This is a genomic window from Streptomyces sp. NPDC005485, from assembly GCF_040606085.1.
In the GTDB taxonomy this organism is placed as follows: Bacteria; Actinomycetota; Actinomycetes; order Streptomycetales; family Streptomycetaceae; genus Streptomyces.
The window spans coordinates 1-18132 of record NZ_JBEXDZ010000009.1; the positions used below are offsets into that span (position 1 = coordinate 1).

At 69.1% G+C, this 18132-nt stretch carries 17 protein-coding genes and 1 tRNA gene; 9 read left to right on the forward strand and 9 right to left on the reverse strand.

Features of this window, described 5'->3' with window-relative positions; translation table 11 throughout:
* Window positions 1-126: 126 nt before the first annotated feature.
* Window positions 127-981 (forward strand): nucleotidyltransferase domain-containing protein, encoded by an 855-nt coding sequence (locus ABZS97_RS05360; protein WP_356133790.1) that lies wholly within the window; start codon window positions 127-129, stop codon window positions 979-981.
* A gap of 50 nt (window positions 982-1031) precedes the next feature.
* Here the strand turns inward: ABZS97_RS05360 and ABZS97_RS05365 are convergent, their stop codons facing one another.
* The 4 genes from ABZS97_RS05365 to ABZS97_RS05380 form a co-directional block, all read right to left on the reverse strand.
* The gene (locus ABZS97_RS05365) at window positions 1032-1862 is read right to left on the reverse strand and encodes an MBL fold metallo-hydrolase (RefSeq protein WP_356133792.1); all 831 of its coding nucleotides are present in this window, start codon (window positions 1860-1862) and stop codon (window positions 1032-1034) included.
* Complete coding sequence (locus ABZS97_RS05370) at window positions 1859-2758, reverse strand: NUDIX hydrolase (protein WP_356133794.1); 900 nt, start codon at window positions 2756-2758, stop codon at window positions 1859-1861. The genes ABZS97_RS05365 and ABZS97_RS05370 overlap by 4 nt, the downstream gene beginning before the upstream one ends.
* Window positions 2759-2889: 131 nt before the next feature.
* Window positions 2890-3357: a RidA family protein gene (locus tag ABZS97_RS05375; RefSeq protein WP_356133796.1), complete on the reverse strand. Its 468-nt coding sequence runs from the start codon at window positions 3355-3357 to the stop codon at window positions 2890-2892.
* On the reverse strand, window positions 3354-3515 hold the full coding sequence (locus ABZS97_RS05380; RefSeq protein ID WP_356133798.1) for a DUF4177 domain-containing protein: 162 nt from the start codon (window positions 3513-3515) through the stop codon (window positions 3354-3356). Before ABZS97_RS05380 ends, ABZS97_RS05375 begins: the two co-directional genes overlap by 4 nt.
* Before the next feature lie 94 nt (window positions 3516-3609).
* Here ABZS97_RS05380 and ABZS97_RS05385 point away from each other — a divergent pair, with 94 nt between their 5' ends.
* Both ABZS97_RS05385 and ABZS97_RS05390 read left to right on the forward strand, forming a co-directional pair.
* Window positions 3610-4587 (forward strand): ArsA-related P-loop ATPase, encoded by a 978-nt coding sequence (locus tag ABZS97_RS05385; RefSeq protein ID WP_356133801.1) that lies wholly within the window; start codon window positions 3610-3612, stop codon window positions 4585-4587.
* Window positions 4584-5894, forward strand: coding sequence for an ArsA family ATPase (locus tag ABZS97_RS05390; RefSeq protein WP_356133804.1), 1311 nt, complete (start codon window positions 4584-4586; stop codon window positions 5892-5894). The genes ABZS97_RS05385 and ABZS97_RS05390 overlap by 4 nt, the downstream gene beginning before the upstream one ends.
* 56 nt (window positions 5895-5950) lie before the next feature.
* Here ABZS97_RS05390 and ABZS97_RS05395 read toward each other — a convergent pair whose 3' ends face one another.
* The gene (locus tag ABZS97_RS05395; RefSeq protein WP_356133971.1) at window positions 5951-6289 is read right to left on the reverse strand and encodes a WhiB family transcriptional regulator; all 339 of its coding nucleotides are present in this window, start codon (window positions 6287-6289) and stop codon (window positions 5951-5953) included.
* 408 nt (window positions 6290-6697) lie between these two features.
* Here ABZS97_RS05395 and ABZS97_RS05400 point away from each other — a divergent pair, with 408 nt between their 5' ends.
* Entirely contained in the window at window positions 6698-8977 is a 2280-nt protein-coding gene (locus ABZS97_RS05400; RefSeq protein ID WP_356133806.1) for a transglycosylase domain-containing protein, read from the forward strand.
* Window positions 8978-9089: 112 nt separating this feature from the next.
* Here ABZS97_RS05400 and ABZS97_RS05405 read toward each other — a convergent pair whose 3' ends face one another.
* Window positions 9090-9557, reverse strand: coding sequence for a GatB/YqeY domain-containing protein (locus ABZS97_RS05405; RefSeq protein ID WP_356133808.1), 468 nt, complete (start codon window positions 9555-9557; stop codon window positions 9090-9092).
* A gap of 156 nt (window positions 9558-9713) precedes the next feature.
* Between ABZS97_RS05405 and ABZS97_RS05410 the strand changes: the two genes are divergently transcribed.
* The 3 genes from ABZS97_RS05410 to ABZS97_RS05420 all read left to right on the forward strand — a co-directional run bounded on the left by ABZS97_RS05410 (window position 9714) and on the right by ABZS97_RS05420 (window position 11645).
* The gene (locus ABZS97_RS05410; RefSeq protein WP_356133810.1) at window positions 9714-10640 is read left to right on the forward strand and encodes a metallophosphoesterase; all 927 of its coding nucleotides are present in this window, start codon (window positions 9714-9716) and stop codon (window positions 10638-10640) included.
* A 111-nt stretch (window positions 10641-10751) separates the two neighbouring features.
* On the forward strand, window positions 10752-11537 hold the full coding sequence (locus ABZS97_RS05415; RefSeq protein WP_356133812.1) for a Pr6Pr family membrane protein: 786 nt from the start codon (window positions 10752-10754) through the stop codon (window positions 11535-11537).
* A gap of 34 nt (window positions 11538-11571) precedes the next feature.
* Window positions 11572-11645 (forward strand) — tRNA-Pro (locus tag ABZS97_RS05420).
* 410 nt (window positions 11646-12055) lie between these two features.
* On the opposite strand, the gene ABZS97_RS05425 is transcribed toward ABZS97_RS05420, so the two are convergent.
* Both ABZS97_RS05425 and ABZS97_RS05430 read right to left on the reverse strand, forming a co-directional pair.
* Complete coding sequence (locus ABZS97_RS05425) at window positions 12056-13243, reverse strand: serine hydrolase domain-containing protein (protein WP_356133814.1); 1188 nt, start codon at window positions 13241-13243, stop codon at window positions 12056-12058.
* Between the two features lie 176 nt (window positions 13244-13419).
* Window positions 13420-14412 carry a winged helix-turn-helix domain-containing protein gene (locus tag ABZS97_RS05430; RefSeq protein WP_356133816.1) on the reverse strand — a complete coding sequence of 331 codons (993 nt, stop codon included), beginning with the start codon at window positions 14410-14412 and terminating at the stop codon, window positions 13420-13422.
* A gap of 345 nt (window positions 14413-14757) precedes the next feature.
* Here ABZS97_RS05430 and ABZS97_RS05435 point away from each other — a divergent pair, with 345 nt between their 5' ends.
* A complete protein-coding gene (locus ABZS97_RS05435; protein WP_356133818.1) occupies window positions 14758-15231 on the forward strand; it encodes a peptidoglycan-binding domain-containing protein in 474 nt (157 codons plus the stop codon).
* A gap of 100 nt (window positions 15232-15331) precedes the next feature.
* The gene (locus ABZS97_RS05440; protein ID WP_356133820.1) at window positions 15332-15742 is read left to right on the forward strand and encodes a hypothetical protein; all 411 of its coding nucleotides are present in this window, start codon (window positions 15332-15334) and stop codon (window positions 15740-15742) included.
* A 434-nt stretch (window positions 15743-16176) separates the two neighbouring features.
* Here the strand turns inward: ABZS97_RS05440 and ABZS97_RS05445 are convergent, their stop codons facing one another.
* On the reverse strand, window positions 16177-18021 hold the full coding sequence (locus ABZS97_RS05445) for a hypothetical protein (RefSeq protein WP_356133822.1): 1845 nt from the start codon (window positions 18019-18021) through the stop codon (window positions 16177-16179).
* Between the last annotated feature and the right edge of the window lie 111 nt (window positions 18022-18132).

Genomic DNA, 18132 nt, shown 5'->3' on the forward strand with positions numbered 1-18132 from the left:
TTTTTTTTTTTTCGCCGCCCCGGGGCGCCCCCCGCCGGGGAGAGGCGGGACCCCGTAGTCGTACGCCGAGGCCGGGCACGCGGAAAACGAACTGCCCTGGCGCCGCTGCCGAGGCACAGTGGGCGCATGGCCGAAACGGAGCACCCAAGAGGGCAGCGGATCGGGCTCGACGCCCAGGGATACATCGAGCGCGAAGGGTCCCTCGGGCGGATCCCGCCCGCGTTCCGGCCCGTGGTCGCCGCGGCGCGCGATCAGGTGCTGGAGGTCTTCGGGGCGGGGATGACGGGCGCCTACCTCTACGGGTCGATTCCGCGCGGCACCGCGCGCGTGGGCCGCTCCGACCTCGATCTGCTGCTCGTCCTGCGCGAGGAGCCGACCGAGAGCGACCGCGCCGACGCCGTGCGGCTCGGTGAGGCGCTCGACAAGGAGTTCCCGGAGATCGACGGGGTCGGGACGCTCTTGTTCAGCCGTACGCGGCTGCTGAGCGACCTGGAGACGTACGACCTCGGCTGGTTCGTCGCCTGCCTCTGTACGCCCCTCCTCGGCGAGGATCTGGCCGAGTTCCTGCCCCGCTACCGCCCCGACTCCCTCCTCGCCCGCGAGACGAACGGCGACCTGGCGCTGTTCCTGCCGCGCTGGCGCGAGCGGATCGCCGCGGCGGACGACACGCCCGAGGCCCGCCGCCCGCTGGTGCGCTTCATGTCCCGCCATCTCGTCCGCACCGGCTTCACCCTCGTCATGCCCCGCTGGAACGGCTGGACGAGCGATCTGGGGGAGATGGCCGAGGCGTTCGGCACGTACTACCCGCAGCGGGCCGTACAGCTGCGCGAGGCGGCCGTCCTCGGCCACGAGCCGACCGGCGACCCGGCCGTGCTGCGCTCCTACGTCGACGACCTCGGCCCGTGGCTCGCCGAGGAGTACGCGCGCGTGCACGGCCTCAAAGCGCCGCGTCCGGAGCAAGCCGGCCAGACCGGGTCCTAGGGGGCTTCTGACGGATCAGCGCGACGTCGCGAAGATCCGTCAGAAGCCCCCTAGATCAGCCCGTGCTCGCGCAGGTATTCCAGCTGGGCGCGGACGGACAGCTCGGCCGCCGGCCACAGGGAGCGGTCCACGTCGGCGTACACGTGGGCGACGACCTCGGCCGGTGCGCGGTGGCCGTTCTCGACGGCCGTCTCGACCTGGGCGAGCCGGTGCGCGCGGTGGGCGAGGTAGAACTCGACGGCGCCCTGGGCGTCTTCGAGGACGGGACCGTGGCCGGGCAGCACCGTGTGGACGCCGTCGTCGACCGCGAGCGAGCGCAGCCGCCGCAGGGAGTCGAGATAGTCGCCCAGTCGGCCGTCCGGGTGGGCCACCATCGTCGTACCGCGCCCCAGGACGGTGTCACCCGTCAGAACTGCCTGATCGGCCGGGAGATGGAAGCACAGCGAGTCGGAGGTGTGGCCGGGCGTCGGCACGACACGCAGTTCGAGCCCACCCACCGTGATCACGTCCCCGGGAGTCAGCCCCTCGTCGCCGAGCCGCAGCGCCGGGTCGAGGGCCCGCACCTTGGTCCCCGTCAGCTCGGCGAACCGCGCGGCGCCCTCCGCGTGGTCGGGATGCCCGTGCGTCAGCAGGGTCAACGCGACCCGTTTGCCCGCCTTCTCGGCGGTGGCCATGACCTCGCGCAGGTGCGCGTCGTCCAGCGGACCCGGGTCGACCACGACCGCCAGTTCCGAGTCCGGCTCGGCGAGCACCCAGGTGTTCGTGCCGTCCAGGGTCATCGCGGACGCGTTCGGCGCCAGGACGTTGACGGCTCGCGGGGTGGCGGGGCCGGAGAGCACCCCGCCGCGTGGCTGACCGGGGAGGGCGGCTGCGTCCGTCATGCGTGGGGGCCTTCCGGGACGTCGGTCATGCGGGGGCCTCCGCCCTTCGGGATGTGCTTGGTGAACTCGGCGTGGCCGGGCCAGGAGAGGACCAGTTCGCCGTCCTCCAGCCGGGCCTGCGCCAGGACGGGGGTGAGGTCGCGGGCCGGCGCCGCGGCGAGGGCGTCGGCGGCGGTGGCGTACGGGAGGAGCTGGCGCAGGGTCGCGACGGTGGGCGGCATCATGAGCAGCTCGCCCTTGTCGTACCCCTCGGCCGCCTCGCACGGCTGGATCCACACCGTGCGGTCCGCCTCCGTGGAGGCGTTGCGGGTGCGCTGGCCCTCCGGGAGGACGGCCACGAAGAACCATGTGTCGTAGCGGCGGGGTTCGAACTCCGGGGTGATCCAGCGGGTCCAGGCGCCGAGCAGATCCGAGCGCAGCACGAGTCCCCTGCGGTCGAGGAACTCGGCGAAGGAGAAGTCGCGGGCGACCAGGGCCGCTCGGTCCGCCTCCCACTCCTCGCCCGTGGTGTCGCCGACCACGGTGTCCTCGCTGGGGCCGGCGAGCAGGACGCCCGCCTCCTCGTACGTCTCCCGTACGGCCGCGCAGACGATCGCCTGGGCGGAGGTCTCGTCGACGCCCAGCCGCTCGGCCCACCACGCGCGCGTGGGGCCCGCCCAGCGAATCCGGTGATCGTCGTCACGGGGGTCCACGCCGCCGCCCGGATACGCGTACGCGCCTCCGGCGAAGGCCATGGAGGCGCGTCTGCGCAGCATGTGCACGGCAGGTGTGCCGTCGCCGTCCCTGAGCAGCATGACGGTGGCCGCCCGCTTCGGGGTGACCGGGGTGAGGGTGCCTTCCGCCAGTGCGCGGATACGGTCCGGCCACTCCGGGGGGTACCACTGCCCATTCGCCATGGGCGGAGGCTATCCCGTAGTGCGCTGATGTTCGAGAGGCAACAATCGCCTGCTCCAGGGGCGTCCCGGACGGGACGGGGCACCCCCGCCGGGCCGGGGCCCCGCGAGCCGCGGTACGGCTGACGTACGGCTTACGCCTCCGTCAGCTCCACCTGGACCTCGACCTCGACCGGCGCGTCCAGCGGGAGCACGGCCACGCCGACCGCGCTGCGGGCGTGCACGCCCTTGTCGCCGAGAACCTCGCCCAACAGCTCGCTGGCGCCGTTCAGGACACCGGGCTGGCCGGTGAAGTCGGGGGCGGAAGCCACGAAGCCGACGACCTTCACGACCCGCGCGATGCGGTCCAGGTCGCCCGCGACGGACTTGACCGCGGCCAGCGCGTTCAGCGCGCAGGTGCGGGCCAGCTCCTTGGCCTCCTCGGCCGTGACCTCGGCACCGACCTTGCCGGTGACCGGAAGCTTGCCTTCCACCATCGGCAGCTGACCGGCGGTGTAGACGTACACGCCGGACTGCACGGCGGGCTGGTACGCGGCGAGCGGCGGAACGACGGCGGGCAGCGTCAGCCCGAGCTCGGCAAGCCTGTCCTCGACCGCGCTCATGCCTGCCGCTCCCTCTTCAGGTAGGCCACCAGCTGCTCGGGGTTGTTCGGCCCGGGCACGACCTGGACGAGCTCCCAGCCGTCCTCGCCCCAGGTGTCCAGGATCTGCTTCGTGGCATGGACGAGCAGCGGCACAGTCACGTATTCCCACTTGGTCATGCGGCCGACTGTATCCGCTGTCACCGGAGCCTCTCGCACACGTTGTCCACAGCCTCCCGCTTACTCCGCGCGCGGAGTGGTTAGGCTCGAAGACGTGAGCAGGCTCCAGGTCGTCAGCGGCAAGGGCGGTACCGGTAAGACCACGGTGGCCGCCGCCCTCGCGCTCGCCCTCGCGACCGAGGGGAAGCGCACTCTCCTGGTCGAGGTCGAGGGCAGACAGGGCATCGCGCAGCTCTTCGAGACAGAAGCGCTGCCCTACGAGGAGCGGAAGATCGCCGTCGCTCCGGGGGGCGGGGAGGTGTACGCACTGGCCATCGACCCCGAACTGGCCCTTTTGGACTACCTCCAGATGTTCTACAAGCTGGGCGGCGCGGGCCGGGCCCTGAAGAAGCTCGGCGCCATCGACTTCGCGACCACGATCGCGCCCGGGCTGCGGGACGTCCTCCTGACGGGCAAGGCCTGCGAGGCCGTCCGCAGAAAGGACAAGAGCGGCCGGTTCGCGTACGACTACGTGGTCATGGACGCCCCGCCGACCGGACGCATCACCCGCTTCCTGAACGTGAACGACGAGGTGGCGGGCCTCGCGAAGTTCGGCCCGATACACAACCAGGCACAGGCCGTGATGCGCGTCCTCAAGTCCCGCGAGACCTCGGTCCACTTGGTGACACTCCTTGAGGAGATGCCCGTCCAGGAGACCGCGGACGGTATCGCGGAGCTGCGTTCGGCGAACCTGCCGGTGGGCCGGATCATCGTGAACATGGTGCGGCCCGAGGTGCTGGACGCGGTCGCCGTGGAACACGTACGGGCACTGCCGCGCACCGCCCTCGCGCAGTCGCTGTCCGCCGCCGGCCTCGGCGGGGCGCGCCGCGGCGGGAACGCGGAGCGGCTGGTGGACCCGCTGCTGCGGCAGGCCGACGAGTACGCCGAGCGGTACACGCTGGAGCACGAACAGCGCGCCGTGCTGGCCGAGTTGGGTCTGCCACTGCACGAACTGCCGCTGTTCAGCGAGGGGATGGACCTCTCGTGCCTCTATGAGCTGGCCACCCACCTGCGGAAGCAAGGGATGTCATGAGTCTGGACCCCGCGCGCGTGCTCGACGTCGACCCGCTGATCGACGACCCGAAGACCCGCATCGTGGTGTGCTGCGGCTCGGGCGGCGTCGGCAAGACGACCACGGCGGCGGCTCTGGGGCTGCGAGCGGCCGAGCGCGGCCGCAAGGTGGTGGTCCTCACCATCGACCCGGCACGCCGGCTCGCCCAGTCGATGGGCATCGACTCGCTCGACAACGTCCCGCGCCGCGTGAAGGGCATCGACGAGTCCTCGGGCGGCGAGCTGTGCGCCATGATGCTCGACATGAAGCGCACCTTCGACGAGATCGTCGAGGCGCACGCGGACCGTGAGCGGGCCGCAACGATCCTCAACAACCCCTTCTACCAGTCGCTTTCGGCGGGCTTCGCGGGCACGCAGGAGTACATGGCGATGGAGAAGCTGGGGCAGCTGCGGGCGCGCGACGAGTGGGACCTGATCGTCGTCGACACACCGCCCTCGCGCTCGGCGCTGGACTTCCTGGACGCGCCGAAGCGGCTGGGCTCGTTCCTGGACGGGCGGCTGATCCGGCTGCTGACGGCTCCGGCGAAGCTCGGCGGGCGCGCCGGGATGAAGTTCCTGAACGTCGGGATGTCGATGATGACCGGCACCCTGGGCAAGCTGCTCGGCGGGCAACTCCTCAAGGACGTCCAGACGTTCGTGGCCGCCATGGACACCACGTTCGGCGGGTTCCGTACGCGCGCGGACGCCACGTACAAGCTGCTGCAGGCGCCCGGCACGGCCTTCCTGGTGGTGGCGGCCCCGGAGCGGGACGCGCTGCGCGAGGCCGCCTACTTCGTGGAACGACTGGCCGCCGAGGACATGCCGTTCGCGGGGCTGGTCCTCAACCGGGTGCACGGCAGCGGTGCCGCTCAGCTGTCGGCCGAGCGGGCGCTCGCCGCCGCGGAAAATCTTGAGGACGCCCGCATTGTGGATCAGGAGGGCGGGAAAGCTGGACTTCGTAACTCTCCCGACACGTACGGCAGTTCAGGATCAGAATCTCCCGCTGACCCGGCCGCCGCTTCCGACGCCGGCGTTTCCGACGAAGGCTCCCCCGTCTCCGACGGAACCGTGGAACACCTCACCGCAGGCCTTCTGAAGCTGCACGCCGAGCGCATGCGGCTGCTCTCCCGCGAGCAGCGCATGCGTGACCGCTTCACCGCGCTCCACCCGGAGGTGGAAGTGGCCGAAGTGGCCGCGCTGCCCGGCGATGTGCACGACCTCGCGGGGCTGCGGGACATCGGGGACCGGCTCGCGGCCAACCGGCCGGAGCTGCCCGAGGCGAGCGCCTGAGAGAAACCCCCGGGGACCTCCCGGAATCCTCCGGAGACCTTTCGGAGAGAACGCCCTCAGCCCACCGCCACGTAGTGCTCGTACACCTCTTCCTCGTCGAAGGGCAGGATCCCCGCCCCTCGCTCGTACTCCGTACGCGCTGTCTCAAGCAGCCGACGCCAGGAGGTGACGGTGGGCCGCCTGCGCAGCAATGCGCGGCGTTCCCGCTCCGTCATGCCACCCCACACGCCGAATTCGACGCGGTTGTCGAGCGCATCGGCGAGGCACTCCGTGCGCACCGGGCATCCGGTGCACACTGCCTTTGCCCTGTTCTGCGCTGCTCCTTGAACGAACAGCTCATCTGGATCGGTAGTGCGGCAGGCCGCCTGCGCACTCCAGTCGGTTACCCAGCCCATACCGGCGCCGTCCTCTCCCGAATCGAGGCTCCCCCACGGCGGCAGCGGCATATTCACCGCCGCCAGTTGAGGACGTTACGGAAGGTGGGCACAGCGCAACACCCCCTTCGGGCCCAATCTTGAATGGCCCGAACGGACTATGCGTAAGCGGCAGATCACCCGACGGAGTGACCTGAGGACATGCGTGAGTATCCCGACGAATCGGGACAGTTCAGTTGAGTCACAACGGACGCCTGGTGACACATGAGGCGGAGTCGGACACGCCCCCACTGAAAAAGTAGGAAGACTTCCGGAACGATTCGGGGTCGCCGGACGTATTGATACGTGGCCGCACTGCTGTGACAGTTGAGAGCAGCTTAGGCCAAGGCATATACGCGTGTCCGGCGAATGAGAACGTAGGCTGCCCTCATGCCAAAGAAGCGCTCGGGCGGTGGTCTGTCGCCAACGCAGCAGGCCGCCAAGTTCCTCGGTGTCAGTGTGCTCGCGGGAGCCGTGATGGCCGGGATCGCGCTGCCTGCGGCGGGTGCCCTGGGTCTCGCGGCCAAGGGATCGGTCAAGGGGTTCGACGAGATCCCCGACAACCTGAAGAGCCCGTCGCTGAGCCAGCGCACCACGATCCTGGACAACAACGGCGGCCAGATCGCCACGGTCTACTCACGCGACCGCACGATCATCGACCTCAAGGACATGTCGCCGTACATGCAGAAGGCGATCGTCGCGATCGAGGACTCGCGGTACTACGAACACGGCGCGGTGGACCTCAAGGGCATCCTGCGCGCGGTGAACCAGAACGCGCAGAACGGCGGAGTGGCCCAGGGCGCCTCCACGCTGACGCAGCAGCTCGTGAAGAACTACTTCGTCGAGGAGGCCGGCGACGACCCGACGAAGGTCGCCGAGGCCACCCAGCAGACCCTCGGGCGCAAGATCCGCGAGCTGAAGTACGCGATCCAGCTCGAGGAGAAGCTCGGCAAGAAGAAGATCCTCGAGAACTACCTGAACATCACGTTCTTCGGCGAGCAGGCGTACGGCGTCGAGGCCGCCGCCCACCGCTACTTCTCCAAGCCGGCCAAGAAGCTGAACCTCCAGGAGTCGGCGCTGCTCGCCGGCATCGTCCAGTCGCCCAGCCGGTACGACCCGGTCAACGACGAGGCGGAGGCCACCAAGCGCCGCAACACGGTGCTGCAGCGCATGGCCGAGGTGCACGACATCTCGCAGCAGGAGGCCGACGCGGCCAAGGAGAAGCCGCTCGGGCTGCACGTGAGCAAGCCGAAGAACGGCTGCATCACGGCGGTCAAGGGCGCCGGCTTCTTCTGTGACTACGTGCGCGAGGTGTTCCTGAGCGACCCGGTCTTCGGCAAGACCAAGGAGGCCCGGGCCAAGGTCTGGAACCAGGGCGGCCTGACCATCCGTACGACCCTCGACCCGCAGGCGCAGAGGTCGGCGCAGGCGTCGATCAAGGACCACGTCAACAAGAGCGACGACGTGGCGACCGCCGCCACCGTCGTCGAGCCCGGCACCGGCAAGATCCTCGCCATGGGCCAGTCCCGTCCGTACGGCTTCGGCAAGCACGAGACGCAGATCAACCTCTCCGTGAACAAGGACATGGGCGGCGGTGCCGGCTACCAGCCCGGTTCGACGTTCAAGCCGATCGTGGCCGCGGCCGCCATAGAGGGCGGCAAGTCCGCGACACAGCAGTACTCGTCGCCGTACCAGATGGAGTACCCGAGCCCGATCTCGGTCTGCGACGGCAAGAGCTGGGTGAACACCGAGGGCTCCGACCTCAGCAACGAGAACGAGTCGGAGCACGGCCCGTACGGCATGAAGGAAGCGACCGCGAAGTCGGTCAACACCTACTACGTGCAGTTGATCAGTGACATCGGCATCTGCCCGGTCACCGAGATGGCCGCGAAGCTGGGCGCGGACCGCGCGGACGGCCGCAAGATGGACCAGGCTCCGTCGATCGCGCTCGGCACCCAGGAGATGTCGCCGCTGACGATGGCGAACGCCTACGCGACCTTCGCCTCGCGCGGCATGTACTGCACGCCGATCGCCATCGATTCGATCAGCCAGAAGGTCGGCGGCGCGAAGAAGTCCCTCGAAGTCCCGAAGTCGACCTGCTCGCGGGCGATGTCGGAGACCACCGCCGACACGGTCAGCACGCTCCTGAAGGGCGTGGTCGAGGACGGTACGGGCCAGCAGGCGGGCCTCGGCAGCCGTCCGAGCGCCGGTAAGACCGGTACGACGGACTCCCGCTACGCGGCCTGGTTCGTCGGCTACACACCGAACATGGCGGGCGCGGTCTGGGTCGGCGACCCCACGCACAAGCGGCGGATGGTCGACATCACCATCGGCGGCGTCTACCGCCCCAAGGTCTACGGCGGAGAGGTCCCCGGACCGATCTGGCGCGACATGATGACCGGCGCCCTGGAGGGCAAGCCCGCTCTCGACTTCAACCTCGTCAACATCCCCGACCCCGAGAAGCACAAGGGCCGCGACGACGGCGACAACGGGGACCACAACGGAAATGGCAACGGGAACGGCGACAACGGGGGCCGGACCGACGGCGGAACGGACGGCGGCACCACCGACGGCGGCAACTTCCCCACTCCGGGCTTCTCGCTCCCTGACGGCTTCATTCAGGGGCAGTCGAACGGGGGGAACGGAAACAACGGGGGCAACGGGCCCTGATCGTCTCTGATCGTCTCTGATCGCGGATACGGCGGTGGGGGCGCCCCTTGCTTCAGGGGCGCCCCCACCGCCGTACTCACCGGTCCATCGGCTCCGCTGATCGCGAGGTGGGTCAGGCACCCGCGAGGAGCTGCTTGACCACCGCGGCGACCCGGCCGCCCTCGGCCAGACCGGCCACCTTCGGGTTCACGATCTTCATGACCTGACCCATGGCACGCGGCCCCTCGGCACCCGCCGACCTGGCCTCCTGGACGGCCTGGGCGACGATCTGCTGGAGCTCCTCGTCGGACAGCTGCTTGGGGAGGTACGCGGCGAGGAGCTCGCCCTCCGCCTTCTCACGCTCGGCCGACTCGGCGCGACCGCCCTGGGCGAACGCGTCGGCGGCCTCACGACGCTTCTTCGCCTCCTTGGTGATCACCTTCTGCACCTCGTCGTCGGAGAGCTCGCGCTTCGTCTTGCCCGCGACCTCCTCCTTGGTGATCGCGGTGAGGGTCAGCCGGAGCGTCGAGGAGCGGAGCTCGTCGCGCTCCTTGATGGCGGCGTTGAGGTCTTCCTGCAGCTTCGACTTGAGCGTGGTCATGGGTTGATTGTCGCAGGTGTGGCAAGGCGTCCGCCCGTTGATTTTCCCCGTCGGGCGGGAGGGGCCACCGCGGTTGTCCCCCCGCCGGGTGTGGGCGGCTACCGCGGTTGTCCACAGGCGGCGTCTGCTCTCGTCGCGGTCTGACACGATGGACGCATGCGCGCGCGATACGGAGTACCCCTGGGAATCGCGGCGGCTGGTGCCGCCGGTCTCCTCTACTCGGCGGGTTTCGAAGCCCGTTCCTTCCGGCTGCGACGGGTGACGGTTCCCGTCCTGCCCCCCGGGATGCGACCCCTGCGCGTCCTTCAGGTCTCCGACATCCACATGGTCAGCGGCCAGCGCAAGAAGCAGCACTGGCTGCGCTCGCTGGCCGGGCTGCGCCCCGACTTCGTCATCAACACCGGGGACAACCTCTCCGACCCGGAGGGCGTGCCGGAGGTACTGGACGCGCTGGGCCCGCTGATGGACTTCCCGGGGGCGTACGTCTTCGGTTCGAACGACTACTACGGCCCCAAACCCCGTAACCCCGCCCGGTACTTGTTCGAGAAGGCCCAGGGCCGCCACGGCCTGAACGGCAACGCCCCGGTCGTGAACGCCGTCCACAACCCCTGGGAGGACCTGCGCGACGGCTTCGACGCGGCGGGCTGGCTGAACCTGACGAACACCCGCGGGACGCTGAAGATCGAGGGCGCGGAGATCGAGCTGACCGGCCTCGACGACCCGCACATCAAACGCGACCGCTACGCGCGCGTGGCGGGCGGCCCGTCGAACGCGGCCGACTTCTCCCTCGGCGTGGTCCACGCCCCGTACCTGCGCGCACTGGACGCGTTCACCGCGGACGGCTACCCCCTGATCCTGGCGGGCCACACCCACGGCGGTCAGATCTGCCTCCCCTTCTACGGCGCCTTCGTCACCAACTGTGACCTGGACACGGACCGCGTGAAGGGCCTGTCCACGCACACGGCGGAGGACCAGACGTCGTACATGCACGTCTCGGCGGGCTGCGGAACCAACCGCTACACGCCGGTACGGTTCGCCTGCCCGCCGGAGGCTTCGCTGCTGACGCTGGTGGGGCGGAAGTAGAGGGAGTGGGAGGAGCGAGGGGAGCAGGGGGCGCGGGGGAAGTGGAGTAGGGGGTAACCCACCCGGACCGCCCGTATCGCCCGATTTGTCAGCCCCGCTTAGCGTGAGGGCATGACCGCCCCGATCCCCAAGGACATACCGGATCTGCCCGCGATCACGGGCGTACCGGCGCTGATCCCGTCCGCCGTCCCCGCGTCGGCGGTGGTGGCCCCCGTACGCCGTCCACTGGCAGCCGTCTTCCGCCTGCTGGTCGCGCTGGCCGCGACGGCAGGCGTGACGATCGACCTGATGCTCGGCAGCCCGGCCCGGGTCCTGAGCTACTTCACGATCCAGAGCAACATCCTCGTCGCCGTGGTCTTCACAGCGGCGGCGGCACGGGCATGGTCCGCCCGCCGCCCGCTGCCCCCACTGGTGACGGGCGGCACGCTGCTCTTCATCGTGACCACGGGCCTGGTCTACCACCTGATCCTGACGAACGCGTCGAGCCCGTTCTCAATGACGGGCGAGGTGGCCGCCCTCACGGGATGGCCGGCGCTCGCCAACCAGATCCTCCACACGGTGATCCCGATCGCGGCACTCCTGGACTGGCTGCTCCTGACCAGCCCACCCCCACTGGCCCTGCGCCACGCGCCGGTCTGGCTCCTCTACCCCCTCGCCTATCTCGCCTTCTCCCTAGCAAGGGGAGAACTGCTCCCTTCGGGCACCACGGCCCGCTATCTCTACCCCTTCCTGGACGTCGACCAGCACGGCTACAAGGGCATCCTGAGCAACGCCCTCCTCCTCGGCCTCGCCATCTACGCCCTGGCCCTCCTCCTCATCGCCCTCGACCACATCCGCCCCGACCCCATCCGCCGCCGCGCCAAAACCGGATTTCGTCTCCGGCCACCGGTGGGCTAAAGTAAACGACGTCGCCGCGACAAGCGGCGACAATCGGGGTGTAGCGCAGCTTGGCAGCGCGCTTCGTTCGGGACGAAGAGGTCGTGGGTTCAAATCCCGCCACCCCGACAGCTAAATCGCAGGTCAGGCCCGGTGCTGATGTTTCAGCACCGGGCCTGCCTCGTTCTCCAGGGGCTCTCTGGAGAAGATCTTGGAATCTGTCTCCAGATCGGTGCCCGCCAGCGAGCTTTCAGCAACGCGGCAGGATTCCCCGGTCTGCGGTCTTGCAGGGCCTGATTCGGGACAACGTGCTGACCCGCATGTCTGCCAGGAGTCACGGCTCGGTGATCTCCCAGGGCCTCAATGCAAGGCAGGAATCGTCCAGGTCCGACAGCGCACCGCCACCGCGCTGTCGGACCATCGAAAGTTCAAGCGAGTCATCCGTTTTGAGGGCCGGCACGCACACTGGTGCGCGAGCGGCTGAGGATTTCGGGGGGTGAGCCTCCAGCATGTCCTCGCCGCGTCACCTTGGGCGGGTGTCAGTTCTGGTCGGACGCGTCGCCGTAGACGTTGCCGGGGCTGACCACCTGGGTGATGGCCCGGCCGAGGAGGGTGCTGGGATTCTCGCCGTTCGAGGGGATGTCGGTGTTGAGCAGGATCACCATCGTCGCCTTCTTGGCGGGCAGGTAGACCGTCAGGCTCTGGTAGCCGGGCAGGGAGCCCGCGTGGCCGATCCACCCGTGGTTGATGTCGATGCCCAGCCCGTAGGCGTCACCCGGCGCGCCGGTGGGATGCGCGTCGAGGCGCTCCGCCTGGGTCTGCGGGGTCAGCAGTCCGCCTGTCGCGACGTTCTTCGCCCAGGAGCGCATGTCGTCGAGGTCCGAGATCATCGCGCCGGCTGCCCAGCCCCAGCTGGGGTTGAAGTGCGTGGCGTCCGCCACCGTGCCGTCCGGCGTCTGGTCGGTGTAGCCGTGGGCGCGCGGCCGCGGGAACTCCGCCGCCTTCGGCAGGAAGGTGTGGTCCAGGCCGCTCGGCCGCGTGATCAGGTTCCGGATCACGTTCCTCAAGGGACGGTGGGTGACCTTCTCGACGACCAGGCCGAGCAGCACGGTGTTGGTGTTGGAGTAGTCGAACTGCGTGCCGGGGGGGAACTGGTTGGGGTGCTTGAAGGCGATGCTGAGCAGCTCACTCGGCGACCACTGGCGATGCGGCTCGGTCGCCAGCAGGTGCTGGAAGGTCTCGTCCTTGGTGTAGGCGAACAGGCCGCTGCGCATGTCCGCGAGCTGACGCAGCGTGATGTGCTCGCCGTCGGGCACTCCGTCGACGTACTCGGAGATCGGGTCGTCCAGGCCGACTTTGCCGCGGTCGACGAGCTGGAGCAGCGCGGTGACGGTGAAGGTCTTGGTCTCGCTGCCGATCCGCATGTTCAGGCCGGTTCGCATCGGAGCGCAGTCTTTCGTGTTCCTGACGCCGAAAGCCCGCACGTAGCGCGGCTGTCCGGGCTTCCAGACGCCCACGATCACTCCAGGGACACCGGCGTCGGCGGCCGTCTTCCGGATCACCCGGTCCAGTTTCGCCGCGGTTGTTTTCCAGGGCTGTGGCGCGGCGGCCGATTCCCTGGGAACCGGTACGGCCGCTGCGGCGACCGGGGGCAGGGAGGCCGCCGCGCAGGCAGAGACGACCATCGCGATGCTGAGCAGGGCAGTTCGGCCCGTCCGAATGAACATATGTCATAGGTAAATCCGTCCGGGCCTTTGCCCGCAGCACCACGCCGCCCCCCAGCGCACATTCATCCGAACGCCTCGGGCTCACTCCGCAAAGAGCTCTCTCAGACCCCTGGCTGATGTACGTCGGACGGCTCTGCACCTTTGACAAAGGGCCTGAGTAGATCTCGGTCAGCAGATCAGCGTGATTGCTGCGTGTTGGCCCTGAGGAGGGCGGCTCCGAGCGGGGTGAGGGTGTGCAGCACGAATTGGGCGTGGCGGTGGGTGACGATCAGCCCGGCGTCTCGAAGCGCCGTGGCGTGTTGACTGGCCGATGATGCGGAGACACCCACCGCACGCGCGAGTTCACCGGTGGTGGCCCCCGCTGTGACGGCCCGCAGGACGGCGGCCCGGGTACGGCCGAGGAGGATGGCCAAGGGTGCGCCGGATCCGGAGATCTCCGGCAGAACGGAGTGGTGCGGCTCGTGGTTGAGCGCGTAGAGGAGGACGGGTTCCAGCGTGTTGTCCCCAAAGGTCACCGGGTTGCCCCAACAGAAGTAGGAGGGCACCAGCCGGAGTCCCCGCCCGTCGAGGTGCAGGTCACGCTCCTCCGGATAGACGGTGTGCAGCGTTGGGCGCCGCCACTGGAGAGTGGGACCGAGACTGCGGAGGATCCCTTCGGTGCCGTGCTCGATCACGGCACGGGCGCGCGCATGCCGTTCGCCTTCGATGCGGGCTTGGATACGGTCACCGTACGGGGCGATGACCGCGTTGTAGTAGGTGCGCAGTGCCCAGACCAGCTCCCTGCGCCCTTCCGGCTCGGCCAGCCGGGGCGCCCACGCGGGGGCACCGCTGGTGCGGTCGAGAATGCTCAGTTCCTGCAGGACCCGTCGCCGCGGGGAGCCGAGCACAGCGTCCAGACCTGCGTCGAGCCCCTCGCTCCCCTCAGGCGGGGTAAGAAAGTCCGGGAAGTAGACGGCCCGTGGGACGAGCGGAAGGAGAGTGCGCAGGACGCGACCGAGCTCGATGCCGTGCAGTCGGGTGCGGGCACTGCGGTACCAGTCGGCGTAGGCCCAGCGCCCCTGACGGGACTGGAAACGGTGCAGGCTGAAGCAGATCTCCCACAGCGGGTCGGGGGCGGCCGAAATGCAGGTGCGTCCCAGGTCGGCATCGGTGAAGTGGATCCGGAGCATCGGCTTCCCCCTTGTGGCCTGGGCTTTTGAGGCTCGGCTGAAAGCCCTGGCTGGTCATGCTCGCGGCAGGGATGATCGGTTTCAACGCGGCGCGAGGGGCACAGCTCCGGCGCTCGGGCAGCATACAAATCGGGGGATCTTGATGCCTGCACCCATGCGTCGTCACGGGCCTGCGACAGCACCAGGACCGGTGACGGGGCCGGCCTGCGCGAATCTCCCACAGTGGCTCAGCGGTCGAAACGACGCCCGGGCTTCACGGTAGGCCAGAGCCGGATCGGCCCTGCCCACGCACCGGCAACGGCAGGGGTCAGGGGCAGGGGAGACACCTTCATGGGAGGAGCTCGCGTGGGCAAAAGTGTCGCAACACCTCGGAGCAGCAAGGGGAGAACACTGACGAAGATCGCCGCGGCCGTCTCGACCGCCGCACTTGTGACGACCGGCCTGGCCGTCACGGCATCGGCCGCCGCAGCCGCCTCGTACCCGACATGCAACGCAATGAAGTCCGTCGTCGTCACCGGGTCGCGCTTCACCTACCAGCCCTACTACTCAGGCACCGGTTCACGTAACTGCGTGATGGGCTACGGGGCCCAGTCGAATGGCGTGTACGCGCTCCAGGGGGCCATCGACACCTGCTACCAGGACATCTCACGGGACGGGATCTACGGCACCCAGACCCGTACCGCGGTACGGAACGTGCAGAGCGCCGAGGAGGTGGGAGTGGACGGCGAGTACGGCCCGATCACCCGCGAGGCCATGAAGTGGCCCCTCTTCGAAGGGGGCAACGGCTCAGTTCTGGGCTGCACGAGACCGGGGACCTGAGCCCTCGTCCGTGGCATCCCAACTGACCCTGGTGGACCGAGTTCTGCTCTCGCATACCGCCTTCCATCCGGTCAGAGACCGTACAAGAACGGGGAAAAGCATGAGTTCGATGAAATGGGCCGGCCTGGTGGCCTCCGGACTGCTGTTGACCGCGGCGGTGCCGACGGCGCGGGCGAGCGAGCCCGCGTGGGTCCCCACCGCGTCCTACAGCAGCGATCTGACTGCCGCCGCGTCAGCGCCCTGGCATCACGACCGATACTGGGGCGAGTCAAAGGGGACGGGCTCGACCACCGGAGCTTCGGGCTGGGTCAAGGACAAGAACGACGACGGCTACTGCGTGCGCGTGAAGATCGAGTGGAAGAAGTCCAACGGTCAGATCTACGACACGGACTGGTCGCCGAAGGCGTGCCCGATGGGGGACACCGACGAGTTCTCGATGAAGCCGGGGGACAACGGCGACTACTGGACCGCCAGCAATCTCAACGTGACCACCTATCGGCCCGGTTACTGACCGGAACGAGACAGACCGATCGCAGGCGGGGAGCTCGGAGCTCCAAGTCCCGCTCCCCCGACAGAGAAACACCTGGCAGGGGTCTGATCCGGAATCCGGATCAGACCCTTTCCGCGCCTCCGATGACCGCAACGTGTCGCGACCCCGTCTCGGGGTCGTGGTGGTCGAAGAACGCGCGATGCGCGATGCCCCACCGCTGACACCCCCTGACACCCCTCGGCGCCCGCTGTCAGCGTGCCGGCCGAAGGCTGTCAGGAGGGCCCGGCATCGTCCCCGCGGGCCGTGGACGAGCGAGTCCACCGGCACCGAGCGGCCCTCTTCGAGACGCCCCCGGTAAAGGGCCGTCCGGCGCCGGACGGCGCCAGGCGGCACCAGGCGGCACCAGGCGGCACTGGTCGGCTTCTCGGTGGTGCGGTGAGTGTGCGGTGGGGTGTCTACTTCGGGGCGACGAGCATGCGTTCGGCGCCGAACGTGGCGCCCGTGTGCGCGTACATGCTGGTCTCGCCGTCGGACCAGCGCACGACGAGGTCGTCGGGCCAGCCGTTGGAGTCGTAGCTGCCCGCCGTCATCACCGCGTCGTGGGACCAGATGCTGTCGGCCGGGGCCATCTTGACCTCCTTGCCGAGGCCGCCGGGGCCGGTCTCCTGGAACTGGGAGACCTCTCCGTCGGACCAGCGCACCAGGGTCTCCCAGTTCTTGCCGCCGGTGAAGTCGCCCGCCGTCACCAGGGTGGCGTGCTTCCAGGTGTCGTTCGCCTTCAGCAGCTGGTGTTCGGTGCCGAAGCCCCTGTCGCCGACGGCGGTGTAGTCGGAGACCTCGCCGTCGCTCCAGCGCACCAGCAGGTCGGTGACGTTGTTCGCGGTCCCGAAGTTGCCCGCGGTGATCTGGTCGGCGTGGCTCCAGACGGAACCGGCGTCGGCCAGCTTGATGCCGCCGCTCACGCCCTTGGTGCCGACGTCGGGCAGGATCCTGACCTCGCCGGAGTCGAACACCACCAGCAGGTCCGAGCCGTTGCCGCCGGAGAAGTCCCCGCCGGTGAGGGACTTGACGCCCTTCCAGGTGGCGCCGGGCGCCGCCAGCCGGCGCTCGCCGGTGAAGCCGCCGTTGCCGTCGCCGGTGTACAGGGTGACCTCGCCGTCGGTCCAGACCACGATCAGGTCGCCCTTGCCGTCACCGGTGTACTCGCCCGAGGCCAGCAGCCTGGCGTGGGACCAGGTCTCGCCGCCGCCCATGGAGTACGGCAGCGGTGGCTGGTCGTAGGTGGTGCCGTGCGTCAGGTGCTCGTTGTTCTTCGCCTCGTCGTACAGGCGGAAGAACCAGTCGCCGTGCACGGGGCTGTAGGTGAGCCAGTCCACGTTCTCGTCGTTGCCGCCGCCGTTGTAGCCGCCGACGTTTCCGATGATGTCGCCGGTGCCCTTCGCCCAGTCCACCCGGGAGAACCAGGGGCCGCCGGAGACACCGCCCCACATGCCGCGGCACTTGGCCTGGATCTGGTAGAAGCCCGGCAGCGCCTCCGTCTGCGTCGGGCACCGTACGCCGTGGTCCTCGGGGTTGTGGCTGGAGGGGTAGCCGACCATCGTGACCTTGTTCAGGTAGGCCGGTGTGCGCAGCAGCTTGTTGGCACCCACCACGTCCTGCGCCTGCTTGCCGCTGCCGGACGCTTCGAGCCGGCCGAAGGCGAAGTCCAGGTCGGAGATCGGCTTCTTGGTGTTGTGCACGTACCGGTTGTCGGTGAACCAGGTGGAGATCCGGTAGAAGCCGAACGGCTGCTTGTCGAGGGTGTACTCGGCGGCGTACATCGGAACGAATACGGCCATGCCTCCGGCGCAGTGCCCGGCGGTCAGGATCAGGTTGTGCCCGGGGCTCTCCACCACACTGGCGGAGCACTTGTGTGCGTGCATCCGGTCGGTGGTCGGGTCCGTGGTGTAGGTGAAGATCGTCCCGACGGACTTCAGTCCGAGGAAGTGCTCCGCGGTCGGCATGTCGGCCGCCGCCGCGGAACCGGGTGAATCCGCCCGCCGCTGCCCGGACTTGGCGCTCGGGTTCGCCTTCTGCGCGGGCAGTGCCGGGTCGGTTGCCGAGTCCATGCGTTCGGGTGTCCAGAAGCGGAGGGCGTCCGCGTCCGACCAGGCGCCGTCGGCGTCGGCGTCGCCGGTCGCTGTCCCGGTGGGTCCGGAGGACGGCTCGCCGGACGGCGCCGTCACCGAGGACGGATGGGGCGTCGGTGACGGTGTGACGTCCTGGGGCTGGGCTTGGGGCTGGGCCTGGGCGAGACTCACCCCTCCTGTCAGGAAGAGGGCGGTTCCGGCCGCGAGGGCCACAAGGCGCGATATTCGTCTGTGAGAGGTAGGCAAGGAACGCTTTCTGGTCAGGGGACAACCGCCTCCGGA

What these genes read in the sequence shown, in the direction of transcription:
- ABZS97_RS05360 (WP_356133790.1), top strand. Translation starts at nt 127, where the DNA reads ATGGCCGAAACGGAGCACCCAAGAGGGCAGCGGATCGGGCTCGACGCC.
- ABZS97_RS05380 (WP_356133798.1), bottom strand. Translation starts at nt 3,515, where the DNA reads ATGACCAAGTGGGAATACGTGACTGTGCCGCTGCTCGTCCATGCCACG.
- ABZS97_RS05415 (WP_356133812.1), top strand. Translation starts at nt 10,752, where the DNA reads ATGACCGCCCCGATCCCCAAGGACATACCGGATCTGCCCGCGATCACG.
- ABZS97_RS05405 (WP_356133808.1), bottom strand. Translation starts at nt 9,557, where the DNA reads ATGACCACGCTCAAGTCGAAGCTGCAGGAAGACCTCAACGCCGCCATC.
- ABZS97_RS05365 (WP_356133792.1), bottom strand. Translation starts at nt 1,862, where the DNA reads ATGACGGACGCAGCCGCCCTCCCCGGTCAGCCACGCGGCGGGGTGCTC.
- ABZS97_RS05375 (WP_356133796.1), bottom strand. Translation starts at nt 3,357, where the DNA reads ATGAGCGCGGTCGAGGACAGGCTTGCCGAGCTCGGGCTGACGCTGCCC.
- ABZS97_RS05370 (WP_356133794.1), bottom strand. Translation starts at nt 2,758, where the DNA reads ATGGCGAATGGGCAGTGGTACCCCCCGGAGTGGCCGGACCGTATCCGC.
- ABZS97_RS05430 (WP_356133816.1), bottom strand. Translation starts at nt 14,412, where the DNA reads ATGCTCCGGATCCACTTCACCGATGCCGACCTGGGACGCACCTGCATT.
- ABZS97_RS05395 (WP_356133971.1), bottom strand. Translation starts at nt 6,289, where the DNA reads ATGGGCTGGGTAACCGACTGGAGTGCGCAGGCGGCCTGCCGCACTACC.
- ABZS97_RS05400 (WP_356133806.1), top strand. Translation starts at nt 6,698, where the DNA reads ATGCCAAAGAAGCGCTCGGGCGGTGGTCTGTCGCCAACGCAGCAGGCC.
- ABZS97_RS05425 (WP_356133814.1), bottom strand. Translation starts at nt 13,243, where the DNA reads ATGTTCATTCGGACGGGCCGAACTGCCCTGCTCAGCATCGCGATGGTC.
- ABZS97_RS05410 (WP_356133810.1), top strand. Translation starts at nt 9,714, where the DNA reads ATGCGCGCGCGATACGGAGTACCCCTGGGAATCGCGGCGGCTGGTGCC.
- ABZS97_RS05390 (WP_356133804.1), top strand. Translation starts at nt 4,584, where the DNA reads ATGAGTCTGGACCCCGCGCGCGTGCTCGACGTCGACCCGCTGATCGAC.
- ABZS97_RS05440 (WP_356133820.1), top strand. Translation starts at nt 15,332, where the DNA reads ATGAGTTCGATGAAATGGGCCGGCCTGGTGGCCTCCGGACTGCTGTTG.